Consider the following 14,896-nt stretch of genomic DNA (forward strand, 5'->3'; position numbering starts at 1 on the left):
TCACCGCGGTGGTCGGAGCAGGGGGTGACGGGCGATAACCTGTGCTCCATGACGAACCCGCCCGAGGCTCCCTTCGGCCGCGTGCTGACCGCGATGGCCACTGCGTTCCACGACGACGGATCGGTCGACCTCGAGGGCACCGCGCGCATCGCGACCCACCTGGTCGACCACGGTCACGACGGGGTCGTCGTCTCGGGCACCACCGGTGAGTCCCCGACCACCAGCGTCGCCGAGGACGGGGAGATCCTGGCCGCGGTCAGGGACGCCGTGGGCGACCGCGCGAAGGTCGTGGCCGGCGTGGGCACCAACTCGACGGCCCACTCGGTGGAGCTCGCCGAGCAGGCCCAGAAGCTGGGCGCCGACGGGCTGCTGCTCGTCACCCCCTACTACAACAAGCCCGGCCAGGCGGGCGTGCTCCACCACTTCCGCCAGGTCGTCGCGGCCACGGACGTGCCGGTCATGCTCTACGACGTCCCCGGCCGCACGGGCATCCAGATCTCGCTCGACGTCTACGAGCAGGCGATCGCCTGGGAGCCCGTGATCGCGGTCAAGGACGCCGTCGGCGACTACGCGCGCGGGGTCAGGATCATGCAGATGGGCTACGCCCTCTACTCCGGCGACGACGCCAACACCCTCGGCTGGCTGGCGCACGGCGCCGCCGGCGTCGTCTCCGTGGTCGGTCACGTGGCGGGCGACGAGACCCGCGCCATGATCGACGCCTTCCTCGCCGGCGACCACGCGGGCGCACTTCAGAGCTTCACGCGGATGCTCCCCGCGATCGACGCCGTGATGGGCGTCCCCAACTACGGAGCGACCACCGCCAAGGCAGCACTCCAGCTCCTCGGCGTCCTCGACAACCGCAACGTCCGCGGACCACTCGTGGCCCTGGACGACGACGAAGTGGCCGCGCTGCGAGCGGGGCTCGCCGCGTCCGGCCTGCTAAGGAACTAGATGTCACACCCTCATCCCGAACTCTCCGCGCCGGCCGAGCTGACGAAGGGGGGTTTGCGGATCACCCCGCTGGGCGGGCTCGGCGAGGTCGGCAGGAACATGACGGTCTTCGAGTACGACGACCGGCTGCTCATCGTCGACTGCGGCGTGCTGTTCCCCGAGGACAGCCACCCGGGTGTCGACCTGATCCTCCCCGACTTCGACGCGATCCGGGACCGCCTGGACAAGGTCGAGGCACTGGTGCTCACCCACGGCCACGAGGACCACATCGGCGCGACGCCGTACCTCCTGCGCGAGCGCGGTGACATCCCGCTGGTCGGCTCGGAGCTGACCCTGGCCCTGCTCGGCAGCAAGCTGCGCGAGCACCGGCTCAGGGAGACCGTCCACCACGTCGTCAAGGAGGGTGACCGGATCTCCTTCGGCCCCTTCGACCTGGAGTTCGTGGCGGTCAACCACTCCATCCCGGACGCGCTGGCGGTCGCCATCCGCACCGGGGCCGGCCTGGTCCTGCACACCGGTGACTTCAAGATGGACCAGCTGCCGCTCGACGGCCGAATCACCGACCTGCGCGCCTTCGCCCGTCTCGGCGAGGAGGGCGTCGACCTCTTCCTCACCGACTCCACCAACGCCGAGACCCCCGGGTTCACCCCCGCCGAGAAGGTCATCACCCCGGTCATCGACCGGGTCTTCCACGAGTCGAAGCAACGCATCATCGTCGCCTGCTTCGCCTCCCACGTGCACCGGGTGCAGCAGGTGCTCGACGCGGCGTACGCCCACGAGCGGCAGGTCGCCTACGTCGGCCGCTCGATGGTGCGCAACATGGCGATCGCGCGCGACCTCGGCTACCTCAGGGTGCCGCCGGGCGTGCTCGTCGACACCAAGGACCTCGCCGACCTGCCGCCCGAGCGCCAGGTGCTCATCTCCACCGGGTCACAGGGCGAGCCGATGAGCGCCCTCTCGCGGATCGCGCAGCGCAACCACAACTTCGTTCACATCGAGGAGGGCGACACGGTCCTGCTCGCCTCCAGCCTGATCCCGGGCAACGAGAACGCCGTCTACCGCGTCATCAACGGCCTGGCCCGGTGGGGCGCGAACGTCGTGCACAAGGGCAACGCCCTCGTCCACGTCAGCGGCCACGCCAGCGCCGGCGAGCTCCTCTACTGCTACAACATCGTGAAGCCGAAGAACGTGCTCCCGGTGCACGGCGAGATCCGGCACATGCGGGCCAACGCCGACCTCGCCCGGGCCACCGGCGTCCCGAACGTCGTGCTGGCCGAGGACGGAGTCGTCGTCGACCTCGTCGACGGGGTGGCCTCGGTGGTCGGCAAGGTCGACTGCGGCTACGTCTTCGTCGACGGCTCCTCGGTCGGCGACATCACCGAGTCCGACCTCAAGGACCGTCGCATCCTCGGCGAGGAGGGCTTCATCTCCGTCATCGTCGTGGTCGACTCGGTGACCGGCAAGGTCTCCAGCGGGCCCGAGATCCACGCCCGCGGCTTCGCCGAGGACGACTCGACGTTCGACGAGATCAAGAAGCCGATCTGCGAGGCGCTCGACCGCGCGGTGGCCGAGGGCAACACCGACTCCTACCAGCTGCAGCAGACCGTACGGCGGGTCGTGGGCCGGTGGGTCAGCAACACCCACCGGCGGCGGCCGATGATCATCCCGGTGGTGATCGAGGCGTAGGCCTCGCGCCGGGTCGTGATGGTCTAGGCTCGCGGGGCCCTGGCCCGTCCGCCCTCTCGGGAGCCGTCTTGCTGCGTCGCACGCTCGCCCTCACCCTCGCCGTCCCCACCGTGGCGCTGACGACCGCGGGGCTCGTGCCCGCGTCGGCGGCCACGGTGCCGACCTGTCACGGGGTGGCCGCCACCATCGTCGGCACGCCCGGTGACGACACCCTGGTCGGCACGGACGGGGCCGACGTGATCGTCGGGCTGGGCGGCAACGACCACCTCGGGGGCTGCGCGGCAACGACCTGCTGTGCGGCGGACTCGGCGCGGACCGGCTCGTGGGCGGGCGTGGTGACGACGCCCTCCACGGTGGCCTCGACAAGCACCGGAACCTCGGCCACGGCCAGATCATGGTGACGGGGGACGTGCTCGACGGCGGCCCTGGAGACGACCTGCTCGACGCCCAGGCGGACTACGGCCGTCATGAGGCTGTCGTGCGCCTCGACACGGTGACCTACCGGCGGAGCCGTGCTGGGGTCACCGTGGACCTGCGTGCCGGCACGGGCCGCGGCGAGGGGCAGGACACGATCGTCCGCGTCGACCGACTCAAGGTCGTGGGCTCCGGGTTCGACGACGAGCTGAAGGGGTCCTCGCTGCAGGAGTTCTTGGTGGGCGGCGCGGGCGACGACGGGCTGGCCGGTCGTGGTGGCGCGGACGTGCTCATGGACTCAGCCGGTGATGACACCCTCGCCGGCGGGCCGGGCAGCGACTTCGTGATCGGTCTGCACGGCACCGACACCCTCTCGGGCGCCGCCGGGCCGGACCTGCTGGCCGGCGTCGGCCGGAAGCCCGCGACCGTTCACGGGGGCCGTGGCCCCGACTACGTGGCCGCGGCGCTCGACCCGGCCGGCAACGACGTCCTCGACGGCGGTCCTGGCCGCAACCAGGTGTCCCTCCAGGCGCCCGAAGACTCCGCTGCCACTGTCGACCGGGCGGCCGGCACCGCCGTCGCCCAGTCAGGGAGCACGTCCAGCACTGCCGCCTTCAGCAACTTCAGCGGCTTCACGCTGTCCGGCGGCGGCACGTGGAGCTACACCGGGACCGGCGCACGCGACTTCGTCGAGGTCTACGGCGGCGCCCTTGACGCCACCACGCTGGGTGGTGACGACGTGATGCACGGCGACACCGGCGACGACTCCCTCGACGGTGGCGACGGCACGGACGAGGCCTGGGGTGGCAAGGGCACCAACACCTGCCTCAACGACGAGCGGGGCACCTGCAACGGCACCGTGCAGGCCATCCCCGCCGCCGGGCGGATTCTCTCGACCTCTCCGGACGCAGGCTTCGCTCGGTCCATCCCCGCCGTGCGCAGGGTGCTGGCGACGTACGCGCCGGGCATCCTCCGCTGACGGAGGGCGCGGTCAGCCCGTTGCCGCCAGCACGCCGGCCACGATCAGCGCCTGCCCGAGGTGGTAGGTGACCATCACGACCAGGTGTGCCCTCGGGATCGGTCGGACGAACCGGTCGACCGAGAGGGTGGCGTCGCTGGCGACGAAGACCGTTGCACCGAGGGCGACCAGCCACTCGCCGGTGAACCAGGCGCAGACCAGCATCGCCCCGATGGCGGCGGTGTAGACGGCGACCGGGACCGACAGGGCGGCGCCGTCGAGGCGGTGCGTCGCCGGGAGGACCTCGCGGGTGGCGACGAAGCTGCCGAGCAGCACCAGGAGCACGGCCCAGGACCAGGCGGGTCGGGGGAGACCCAGCGTCGCGAAGCAGGCAAGGTAGGCCAGGTGGCCCACCAGGAAGGCCGCGACCCCGGCACGGAAGCGGGTCAGGGAGTCGCCGAGCAGCGCGATGTCACCGAGCAGTCCGAAGCCCAGCGCGAGGAGCAGCCAGCGGCCCGGCGTGGAGTCGGGGGCACCGAGGACCGTGGCCGCGACGATCAGGGCGACCAGGGTGGCGGGCTTCGCCCAGGTCTCGGTACGACGGTCCCCGCGGGCCACCGCCCACCAGTCGACCGGGGCCACCACGGCGGGCAGGAGCCAGACGAGCTCGTCGTTCATGGCCGCAGCATGGCAGCGGCGGGGGAGGGGCGCCGGGGAGGTCCGCTTGCCGACACGCTCGCGTGTGGTCCCTGTGACGGGTGGGACGATGGCTTAGGTTGTTGGCATGGCGACCCGTACGTCTTCCCCGCCGGGGTCGCGGAGCAAGAGCACGTCGACGACCGGTACTCGCAGTACCGGTCGTAGCGGTTCGAGCGCCCGATCCCGGAGTACCGGCAAGAGCTCCAAGAGCAGGTCCGGCTCGAGCACGTCTCGTGGCAGGACCTCCTCGAAGAGCTCTCCCTCCAGGAGCCAGGCCTCCTCCACCGCGCGCCGACCCGCTCCGCGGGCGGTCCGCACCGGCCCCGGCCCGCTCGCGCGGCTGTTCACGACGCTCGGCAGGGGAGTCGCCGCGGTCTGGCTCGCCATCGCCCACGCCCTCGGTGCCACGGCGCGCAGCATCGGGCACACGGCCCGCGACCTCGAGCCCGAGCACCGTCGCGACGGGATCGGGCTCTTCCTCTTCGGACTGGCCGTCGTCTCGGCCGCCGCCGTCTGGTGGCAGCTGCCCGGCTCGATCATGGACGCCTCCCGCACCGTGGTGGAGGGCTCGGTCGGCAAGGTCGGCTTCCTCGTGCCGCTGGCGCTGGTCTGGGTCGGCTGGCGCAACATGCGCGACCCCGAGCACAACGGGCCCGCCGGCCGCCAGGTCGTCGGCTGGACCGCGCTCGCCTTCGGTGTGCTCGGCATCGTGCAGATCGCCAACGACAACCCGCAGCCCGTCCTCGGTGACGCCTCGGACCTGCGCGACGCCGGCGGCGCGGTCGGGTACGTCGTGGCCAGCCTGCTGCTCGACCTGCTCCGTACGGCGTACGTCGTGGTGCCGCTGCTGGCGCTCCTCGCGTTCTTCGGCGTGCTGGTCATCACCGCCACCCCGCTCTACCAGGTGCCTGCCCGCCTCGCCGAGACGCGCGACCGCCTCCTCGGGCGCGAGCACGCCGAGGCCGACGACGAGTCCGCTCCGTCACGCAGCCGCCGTCGCCGCAACGACGACGAGATCGACCCCGAGATGGGCGACCCGGCCTACGACACCCCGGTCCTCGAGGACCGCGAGGTCAAGAAGCGCCGGGGCAAGCGCGAGCCGGACGCCGTCGACGTCGCGCTGGCCGAGACCGACCCGGTCGGGATGAAGGCGTTCGAGCCGCCGGTCGAGGAGCCCGCGGCCAAGGCCGACCTCGAGCCCCCGCCGCACTCCCCGCTGCCCCCGCGCGTCGAGCAGCTCCTGCTCTCCGGCGACATCGCCTACAGCCTGCCCGGCAACGAGGTCCTCAAGCCGGGCTCGGTGCACAAGGCCCGCTCCAAGGCCAGCGACGCGGTCGTCGACCGCCTCACCCAGGTCATGGAGGAGTTCGGGATCGACGCACAGGTCACCGGCTACACCCGGGCCCCACGGTCACCCGCTACGAGGTCGAGCTCGGCCCTGCGGTCAAGGTCGAGAAGGTCACCGCGCTCTCGAAGAACATCGCGTACGCCGTCGCCTCGGCCGACGTGCGGATCCTCAGCCCGATCCCCGGCAAGTCGGCGATCGGCATCGAGATCCCCAACGTGGACAAGGAGATCGTCTCCCTGGGCGACGTGCTCCGGTCCAACACGGCCCGCTCCGACCACCACCCGATGGTCGCCGGCCTCGGCAAGGACGTGGAGGGCGGCTTCGTCGTGGCCAACCTCGCCAAGATGCCGCACCTGCTGGTGGCCGGTGCCACCGGCTCCGGAAAGTCGTCGTTCATCAACTCGATGATCACCTCGATCCTGATGCGGTCGACGCCCGACGAGGTCCGGATGATCATGGTCGACCCGAAGCGGGTCGAGCTGAACGCCTACGAGGGCGTCCCGCACCTGATCACCCCGATCATCACCAACCCAAGAAGGCCGCCGAGGCCCTCGCCTGGGTCGTGCGCGAGATGGACATGCGCTACGACGACCTGGCGAACTTCGGCTTCCGCCACATCGACGACTTCAACAAGGCCGTCCGGGCGGCAAGGTCGAGGTCCCGCCGGGCAGCGAGCGCGAGCTGGCGCCGTACCCCTACCTGCTGGTCATCGTCGACGAGCTCGCCGACCTGATGATGGTCGCGCCGCGCGACGTGGAGGACGCGGTCGTGCGGATCACGCAGCTCGCCCGCGCCGCCGGCATCCACCTGGTGCTGGCGACCCAGCGGCCGAGCGTCGACGTGGTCACGGGTCTGATCAAGGCCAACGTGCCCTCACGGCTGGCGTTCGCGACCTCGTCGCTGGCCGACAGCCGGGTCATCCTCGACCAGCCCGGTGCCGAGAAGCTGGTGGGCCAGGGTGACGGCCTCTTCCTGCCGATGGGGTCGTCCAAGGCCGTGCGCGTCCAGGGCTCCTGGGTCACGGAGGCCGAGATCGCCCAGGTCGTCAAGCACTGCAAGTCCCAGCTGGAGCCGTCGTACCGCGACGACGTCACCGCGCCGGCCGCCACCAAGCGCGAGCTCGACGACGACATCGGCGACGACATGGAGCTGGTCATCCAGGCGGTGGAGCTCGTGGTGTCGACCCAGTTCGGGTCGACGTCGATGCTCCAGCGCAAGCTGCGCGTCGGGTTCGCGAAGGCCGGACGCCTGATGGACATCCTCGAGAGCCGTGGGGTGGTGGGGCCCAGCGAGGGCTCCAAGGCCCGTGACGTGCTCGTGAAGCCCGATGAGATCGACGGCGTCATCGCCACACTCCAAGGAGAGATGTGATGGAGGCACGAGCCCTGCACCAGCTCGACGACCACGAGTCGTACGAGGAGAGCACCGACCGCGGACCCGAGCCCCTCGGGCTGGCCCCGGACCCGGTGGAGATCCGCCGCAACGGTGGCCTGGCCGCCCTGGTCGGCGGCATCGCCTCCGCGGTCGGCATCGCCTACCTCGCCCGGGCCACCGGTTCCGGCGCCTGGCTGGACTGGCTGCTGTTCCTGGTCATGGGCGGGCTGGGGGTCTCCTACCTGCTTGCCTTCGTCGACGCGCGCACCCCGCTGCTCGTGGCCGACACCCAGGGCGTGCGCATCCGGCTCGGCCGTACCTGGCGCGGCATGCCGTGGGGCGCGCTGGCCCACGTCGAGCACACGCCGCGCCGCGGGCCGCTGCGCGACGGCCGCCTGGTGCTGGTGCCCCGCAACACCGAGCGCGTGCTCGACGAGCTCGACCGCAGCGGTCGGCGCCAGTCCCGCATCGCCCAGCGGCTCTACGGCGCGCCGTTCGCCGTGCCCCTGGCCCTCTCCACCCGCGTCACCGGCGCGGGGGAGGACCTGACCGCCGCGCTGGTCCGGCTGGCCGGCGATCCTGCCGCTGTCGTCGAGGTGGCCCCGGCCCAGGTCGAGGTGCCCGAGGCGGAGGCGCCCACGTCCGCGCACGAGGACGTGCCGGTCGCCCCGACACGGCTCGACGCGCACGTGCCCGAGCCGGCCGAGACCCACCCGGACGAGGACGACCTCGCCGCGGACGACGCCCCCGCTCGCCGCTGGCCCGACCCGCGGCCGGCGCTGGCCCACGGCATCGGAGTCGTGTCGGCCCTGCTCCAGCGTCGACGCGCCGGCGACGCGCAGGACGCCGACCCGGAGCGCGAGACGGCATCCGACCCGGCTCCCGCCGTGCCGGAGCCCACCGAGCCGCAGATGACCGCCAGCGCCACGCCCAGCCCCCTGCGCGACCCGATCGCCGCGGTGCGGGCGGAGTTCCGCAGCGACCTCACCGTCGGTGGGTCGGCGCTCGCCGATGGCTCCGCCGCCGCCGACGCCGACGCCGCCGCCGATCGTGACCTCGCCGGTGGACGGGAGCTGCGCCGCGCCGGGAGCGTCAACCTGGTCGAGGACACCGTGGTCTGGAGCGACCGGGTCCGCCCGATCGCCCGCGAGGGCTCCGCCGTGGAGCCGCTCGTCATCGACGACTTCTCGATCGAGCCGGCCGAGGACCCGGTCGTCGGTCCCGAGCTCGTCGCGGCCCGCACCCGGTTGGGGCTGACGGTCGACCAGCTGGCCGAGCGCACCCGGATCCGCCCGCACGTGATCGAGTCCATCGAGGTCGACGATTTCGCGCCGTGCGGTGGCGACTTCTACGCCCGGGGGCACCTGCGGACCCTGGCCCGCGTGCTCGGCATCGACGTGACGCCGCTGCTCACGTCGTACGACGAGCGGTACGCCGACGCCCCGATCAACCCGCGACGGGTCTTCGAGGCCGAGCTGGCCACCGGCGCGAACGGCAGCATCCGCGGCACCCGCGGCGGCCCGAACTGGTCGGTGCTGATCGCCGCGGTGATGACACTGGTGCTCGCCTGGTCGATCGCGCGCCTGGTCATGGACAGCCCGGTCGAGCTGACGCCGCCCCCGCCGCGTCTCAACGGCTCCGCCGGACCCAACAACAACAACAACCTCTCGCTCGGCGACCCGGTGCCGGTGGTGCTCACCGCGACCAAGGGCGGCGCTCACGTGGTCGTCCGCGACGGCGCGGGCGACATCGCCTACACCGGTGACCTCACCTTCGGGGAGAGCCACACGCTCAAGTCGGTCATCCCGCCGGTGCGGATCCAGTCCTCCGACGGGTCGCTGAAGGTGACCGTGGACGGCAAGGACCGCGGTCTGCTGGGGGCCGACGGCCAGCCCGCGCAGAACAGCTTCCCGGTCGGCTGACCGGTCCGGCAGGGGTGACTCCGGTCACCGGCCCGGCTCGCGATGCGCGCCGGGCCGGTGGGAGCGGGCATACTCGACACGATCATGACGACGACAAGCACCGGCCCCGATGACGACACCCGCACCCTCCTGTCGGTCGCCCTGGTGACCCTCGGGTGCGCCCGCAACGAGGTCGACTCCGAGGAGCTGGCCGGGCGCCTGGAGGCCGACGGGTTCCGGCTCGTCACCGATCCGGCCGACGCCGACACCGTGGTGGTCAACACCTGCGGCTTCGTCGAGGCGGCCAAGAAGGACTCGGTCGACACCCTGCTGGAGGCCGCGGACCTCAAGACTCAGTCCAAAGCGGGGGAGGGCAACACCAAGGCCGTGGTGGCCGTGGGCTGCCTGGCCGAGCGCTACGGCAAGGACCTCGCCGAGTCGCTGCCCGAGGCCGACGCCGTCCTCGGCTTCGACGACTACCCCGACATCGCGGCGCGACTCCGCGCGATCGTGGCGGGGGAGCCCCACCAGGCCCACACCCCGCAGGACCGTCGCCGGCTGCTGCCGATCTCACCGGTCGAGCGGTCCGCCGCCGCCCTGAGCGTCCCGGGCCACGGCCTCGACGAGCTCGGGGTCGGGGCACCGGCGACCGGCCCGCGCGCCGTGCGCCGACGCCTCGACGGCGGCCCGATGGCGCCGTTGAAGCTGGCCAGCGGCTGCGACCGTCGCTGCTCCTTCTGCGCCATCCCGAGCTTCCGCGGCTCCTTCGTCTCCCGCCGGCCCTCCGACGTGCTCGCCGAGGCGCGCTGGCTCGGGGAGCAGGGTGTCCGCGAGCTCTTCCTGGTGAGCGAGAACTCCACGTCCTACGGCAAGGACCTCGGTGACCTGCGGCTGCTCGAGACGCTGCTCCCCGAGCTGGCCGCCGTCGAAGGCGTCGAGCGGGTACGCGTCTCCTACCTGCAGCCGGCCGAGACCCGTCCGGGGCTGATCGAGGCGATCGCGTCGACCCCCGGCGTGGTGCCCTACTTCGACCTGTCCTTCCAGCACGCGAGCGCCGGGGTGCTGCGCCGGATGCGTCGCTTCGGCGACCCGGAGAGCTTCCTCGACCTGCTCGAGCGGATCCGGGGTCTCGCCCCGGAGGCCGGTGTCCGGTCCAACGTGATCGTCGGCTTCCCCGGGGAGACCGAGGACGACCTCGAGACGCTGTGCGACTTCCTGGTCGCCGCGCGCATGGACGTCACCGGAGTCTTCGGCTACTCCGACGAAGACGGCACCGAGGCCGCGTCGTACGACGGCAAGCTGGACGAGGACGAGGTCCGCGCCCGCACCGAGCACGTCACCGCGCTGGTCGAGGAGCTCAACGCCCAGCGGGCCGAGGAGCGCATCGGCGAGCACGTCACCGTCCTGGTCGAGTCGCTCGACGACGCCGACCAGCCCGTCGAGGGCGGCGTCGTCGAAGGTCGGGCCGCCCACCAGGGGCCCGAGGTCGACGGCACCACCACCCTCGAGACCGTCCCCGCCGGGACCCGCATCGGCGACCTGCTGCCCGCCGTCGTCGTCGCCTCCGAGGGCGTCGACCTGGTGGCCCGACCGATCGGAGCCGAGCGATGACGTCCACCGACAACCAGGTCAGCAACCTGAACCTGCCGAACGTGCTGACCACCCTGCGGATCGTGATGGTCCCGTTCTTCGGCTGGGCGCTCCTGGTCGACGGCGGCGACTCGGTGCTGTGGCGCTGCGTCGCCTACGCGCTGTTCGCCATCGCGATGATCACCGACAAGATCGACGGTGACATCGCCCGGGCGCGCAACCTGGTGACGAACTTCGGCAAGATCGCCGACCCGATCGCCGACAAGGCGATCACCGGGATGGCGTTCATCGGCCTCTCCATCGTCGGCGACATCTGGTGGTGGGTGACGATCCTCGTGCTGCTGCGCGAGTGGAGCGTGACCCTGCTCCGGCTCTCCCTGCTCAAGGACGTGGTCATCCCCGCGGCCCACAGCGGCAAGGTCAAGACGACCCTGCAGGCGCTCGCGCTGGGCCTGCTCGTCCTGCCGCTGCGCCAGGTCGACGGCGCGCTCGACACGGTCGGCAACGTGCTCTTCTACGTCGCCCAGGTGCTGCTCGCCGCTGCCGTCGCGATGACCATGTGGTCCGGCTACGAGTTCTTCCGCGACGTCCACCGCTCGCGCAGGGACACCGCCGCGGCCTGATCGGCGTCCTTCCGGCCGGCTGCCCAGCGGCCGGCAGGTTTTACCGCGAGTTCATCGCGGAAGTCAGGTGCTTCCGGCGTCGTCGGGGTTAGGGTGTCGCGCGTCACTCTCACCAGAGGGCCCGCGACAGCGGGTTTCCTCGCTCTCACCCCCCGACGACAGCACTCTCGGAAGGCTCACCCATGCCCTCACCCAGGCCCTCATCCCGACAGGGACTCGTGGCCGCCCTCGGTCTCGGCGTCGCCGTCACCGGCCTCACCGCGACCGCGCTTCCCGCCCAGGCCGACCCCGCCGGCACCGGCCTCGTCATCAGCGAGGCGTACGGCGGCGGCGGCAACTCAGGCGCCACGCTGAAGAACGACTTCATCGAGCTCTACAACCCGACCTCCGCCCCGATCAGCGTCAACGGGATGTCGGTGCAGTACCGCTCGTCGACCGGCACCGCCGCCGCCACCGGCGTGACGCCGCTGACCGGGAGCGTCCCGGCCGGCGGTCACTACCTGGTCCAGGAGGCGGCCGGCACCGGCGGCACGAGCGACCTGCCGACCCCGGACGCGACCGGCACCGTGAACATGAGCGGCACCGCCTTCACGGTCTGGCTCGCCAACGGCACCACCGCCCTCAACCCGCCCATCGGCAGCGCGGTCGGGACAGCCGGCGTGGTTGACCTCCTCGGCGCCAACAGCAACACCTTCGAGGGTGCCAAGGCCGCCGGCGTGGCCAACGGGACCTCCTCCAGCCGGGCCGCGTCCGGCAAGGACACCGACATCAACAGCGCCGACTTCACCACCGGCTCGCCGACTCCCGAGGGCACCGCCAGCACGCCGCCGCCCCCGACCACCACCGTCGACAAGACGATCGCCGAGGTCCAGGGCACCGGCTCGTCCAGCCCGTTCGCGGGTGACAAGTCCACCTACGTCCGCACCCGTGGCGTCGTCACCGCGGCGTACCCGACCGGCGGCTTCTACGCCTTCGTCATCCAGACCCCGGGCACCGGCGGCGGCACCGACGCCACCCCCGGCGCCTCGGACGCGCTCAACGTCTTCCAGAAGAGCGGCGGCGTGGCCGGCCACGTCGGCGACTACGTCGAGGTGACCGGGCTCGTGACCGAGTTCGGCGGGCTGACCGAGCTCACCTACGACCCGTCCGACAGCCACAGCTCCTTCACCAAGCTGGCGGACGACCACGCACCGGTCACCCCGCTGGCCACCGACCTGCCGACCACCACGGCCGACCGCGAGGCCCACGAGAGCGAGCTGCTCGACCTCTCCGGCCAGCACTTCACGGTCACCAACAACTACTCGACCAACCAGTACGCCGAGATCGGCCTGGCCACGGGCGACACCCCGTTGGTCGCGCCGACCGAGCAGTACGACGCCCAGGACACCGCCGCCATCGCCTCGGCGACCGCCGCGAACGCCGCGCGCGCCGTGACCCTCGACGACGGTGCCAGCACCAACTTCCTGCCCTTCGGCGGCGGCGCCAACCAGGACATCCCGCTGCCGTGGCTGAGCACCGACAACACGGTGCGGGTCTCCTCGCGGGCGCACATCGTCGCTCCGGTGATCCTCGACTACCGCAACAGCGCCTGGAAGCTGCAGCCCACCCACCAGGTGACCGACACCGGCTCCGACGTGGCGACGTTCAGCGACACCCGCGGGGAGAACGCCGCCCCGCAGGACGTCGGCGGCGACCTGAAGCTGGCGACGTTCAACGTGCTGAACTTCTTCAACACCACGGGCGTCGACTACGTCGCGGGCGGCGGCTCGTGCACCTTCTACGACGACCGCGACGGCAACCACGTCACCGACAACGACTGCGGCGCGACCGGGCCCCGCGGTGCGGCGGAGGACGACGACCTCAAGGCCCAGCGCGACAAGATCGTCCGCGCGATCAACACCATGGACGCCGACATCGTGTCCCTGGAGGAGATCGAGAACTCGGTGGCCCTCGGCAACACCAACCGGGACGACGCGCTGGCCTACCTCGTCGACGCGCTCAACGCCGACGCCGGCAGCACCCGCTGGGCGTACGCCCCGTCGCCCGACGCGGCTGACCTCCCGCCGGTCCCGCAGCAGGACGTCATCCGCACCGCGTTCATCTACAACCCCGACACGGTCCAGCTGGTCGGCCCCTCGAAGGTGCTCGTCGGCTCGGCGGCGTTCTCGAACGCGCGCGAGCCGCTGGCGCAGACCTTCAAGCCCAAGGGCGCTCCCGACGCCACGACGTTCGGCGTGATCGTCAACCACTTCAAGTCCAAGGGTTCCGGCGTCGACGACGGCACCGGGCAGGGCAACGCCAACCCGGACCGAGTGGCACAGGCCGAGGCGGTCGCGGCATTCGCCGACGACTTCAAGGCCGAGCGCGGCATCAGCAAGCTCTTCATGACCGGCGACTACAACGCCTACTCCATGGAGGACCCGATCCAGAAGCTCGAGGAGAAGGGCTACACCAACCTCGAGTCCGACACCCCTGACGAGTACACCTACAACTTCGGTGGCATGGACGGCTCGCTCGACCACGTCTTCGCCAACGCCGCCGCGCTGGGTGACGTCACGGGCGTCGACATCTGGAACATCAACGCCGACGAGTCGGTGGCCTTCGAGTACAGCCGTCGCAACTACAACGCGACGGACTTCTACCAGCCCAACCAGTTCCGGGCCTCGGACCACGACCCGGAGGTCATCGGCATCGACGTCCCGGGCTTCCCGGCGGTCGACACCACCACGGCGGCCACGGCGGCGCCGATGACATACGGCACCGACGGCTCCGTCGCAGTGCAGGTGACCTCGACCGAGCCGACCACCGGCACGGTCACGCTCCTCGACGGCACGACCGAGGTCGCCTCGGCCCCGGTCGCGAAGGACGGCACCGCCACCATCACGGTCCCGGGCACGGCGTTCCAGCCGGGCACCCACGACCTAACGGTGTCCTACTCCGGTGACGGGTCCAACCACCCGTCGTCCGGCTCGGTGCAGCTCCAGGTCGCCAAGGCGACGCCCGCGATGGCGCTCACCGTGTCGCCGACCAGTGTCACCACCAAGACCGCCGCGACCCTGACCGTCGACCTGACGGCCCCGAACCAGACCGTGTCCGGGCTGGTCTGGGTCCACTGGTCGGGCGGCGGGGTCCACTGGTCGGGCGGCGACCAGCTGGTGGCCCTGAAGAACGGTTCTGCGACGGTCGCCCTCGGCACCTTCAAGCAGGCCGGGGACTACCCGGTGACCGTGGTCTACTCCGGCAGCAGCCTGGCGAAGGCCGTCACCCGCACCATCACGGTGACGGTCACCAAGCGCTGACGCACCAGCACCTCGACCCGCCCGGGAGGCCGCGAGCTCACCAGCTCGCCGGC

General features: G+C 71.7%; 9 protein-coding genes and 1 pseudogene. 9 read left to right on the plus strand and 1 reads right to left on the minus strand.

The window, feature by feature from the left end:
• Nucleotides 1-48 precede the first annotated feature (48 nt).
• The 4 genes from dapA (at nucleotide 49) to H0S67_RS25015 (ending at nucleotide 4,030) form a co-directional block, all read left to right on the plus strand.
• Nucleotides 49-951 carry a 4-hydroxy-tetrahydrodipicolinate synthase gene (dapA, locus tag H0S67_RS10535; protein WP_180936532.1) on the plus strand — a complete coding sequence of 301 codons (903 nt, stop codon included), beginning with the start codon at nucleotides 49-51 and terminating at the stop codon, nucleotides 949-951.
• A complete protein-coding gene (locus tag H0S67_RS10540) occupies nucleotides 952-2,637 on the plus strand; it encodes a ribonuclease J (protein ID WP_180936533.1) in 1,686 nt (561 codons plus the stop codon).
• 68 nt (nucleotides 2,638-2,705) lie between these two features.
• Nucleotides 2,706-3,038 (plus strand): hypothetical protein, encoded by a 333-nt coding sequence (locus H0S67_RS26655; protein ID WP_281369007.1) that lies wholly within the window; start codon nucleotides 2,706-2,708, stop codon nucleotides 3,036-3,038.
• Nucleotides 2,930-4,030: a hypothetical protein gene (locus tag H0S67_RS25015; protein ID WP_425489931.1), complete on the plus strand. Its 1,101-nt coding sequence runs from the start codon at nucleotides 2,930-2,932 to the stop codon at nucleotides 4,028-4,030. The genes H0S67_RS26655 and H0S67_RS25015 overlap by 109 nt, the downstream gene beginning before the upstream one ends.
• A gap of 12 nt (nucleotides 4,031-4,042) precedes the next feature.
• Here the strand turns inward: H0S67_RS25015 and H0S67_RS10555 are convergent, their stop codons facing one another.
• A complete protein-coding gene (locus H0S67_RS10555) occupies nucleotides 4,043-4,687 on the minus strand; it encodes a lysoplasmalogenase (RefSeq protein ID WP_180936534.1) in 645 nt (214 codons plus the stop codon).
• Nucleotides 4,688-4,793: 106 nt separating this feature from the next.
• Between H0S67_RS10555 and H0S67_RS27310 the strand changes: the two are divergent.
• From H0S67_RS27310 to H0S67_RS10580, 5 genes and pseudogenes are all read left to right on the plus strand, one after another.
• Nucleotides 4,794-7,427, plus strand: a pseudogene (locus H0S67_RS27310) (FtsK/SpoIIIE family DNA translocase).
• The gene (locus H0S67_RS23555) at nucleotides 7,427-9,352 is read left to right on the plus strand and encodes a helix-turn-helix domain-containing protein (RefSeq protein WP_219635629.1); all 1,926 of its coding nucleotides are present in this window, start codon (nucleotides 7,427-7,429) and stop codon (nucleotides 9,350-9,352) included. The pseudogene H0S67_RS27310 and the gene H0S67_RS23555 overlap by 1 nt, the downstream one beginning before the upstream one ends.
• Nucleotides 9,353-9,481: 129 nt before the next feature.
• Entirely contained in the window at nucleotides 9,482-10,942 is a 1,461-nt protein-coding gene (gene rimO / locus H0S67_RS10570; RefSeq protein WP_219635701.1) for a 30S ribosomal protein S12 methylthiotransferase RimO, read from the plus strand.
• Complete coding sequence (gene pgsA, locus H0S67_RS10575) at nucleotides 10,939-11,544, plus strand: CDP-diacylglycerol--glycerol-3-phosphate 3-phosphatidyltransferase (protein WP_180936536.1); 606 nt, start codon at nucleotides 10,939-10,941, stop codon at nucleotides 11,542-11,544. The genes rimO and pgsA overlap by 4 nt, the downstream gene beginning before the upstream one ends.
• A gap of 218 nt (nucleotides 11,545-11,762) precedes the next feature.
• Nucleotides 11,763-14,843 carry an ExeM/NucH family extracellular endonuclease gene (locus H0S67_RS10580; protein ID WP_180936537.1) on the plus strand — a complete coding sequence of 1,027 codons (3,081 nt, stop codon included), beginning with the start codon at nucleotides 11,763-11,765 and terminating at the stop codon, nucleotides 14,841-14,843.
• Nucleotides 14,844-14,896 lie beyond the last annotated feature (53 nt).

The organism is Nocardioides ungokensis, assembly GCF_013466985.1.
Lineage (GTDB): Bacteria > Actinomycetota > Actinomycetes > Propionibacteriales > Nocardioidaceae > Nocardioides > Nocardioides ungokensis.

Excerpts from the sequence above, each read along its gene's own strand:
- dapA (WP_180936532.1), top strand. The coding sequence starts at position 49 with ATGACGAACCCGCCCGAGGCTCCCTTCGGCCGCGTGCTGACCGCGATG.
- H0S67_RS10540 (WP_180936533.1), top strand. The coding sequence starts at position 952 with ATGTCACACCCTCATCCCGAACTCTCCGCGCCGGCCGAGCTGACGAAG.
- H0S67_RS10555 (WP_180936534.1), bottom strand. The coding sequence starts at position 4,687 with ATGAACGACGAGCTCGTCTGGCTCCTGCCCGCCGTGGTGGCCCCGGTC.
- H0S67_RS23555 (WP_219635629.1), top strand. The coding sequence starts at position 7,427 with ATGGAGGCACGAGCCCTGCACCAGCTCGACGACCACGAGTCGTACGAG.
- pgsA (WP_180936536.1), top strand. The coding sequence starts at position 10,939 with ATGACGTCCACCGACAACCAGGTCAGCAACCTGAACCTGCCGAACGTG.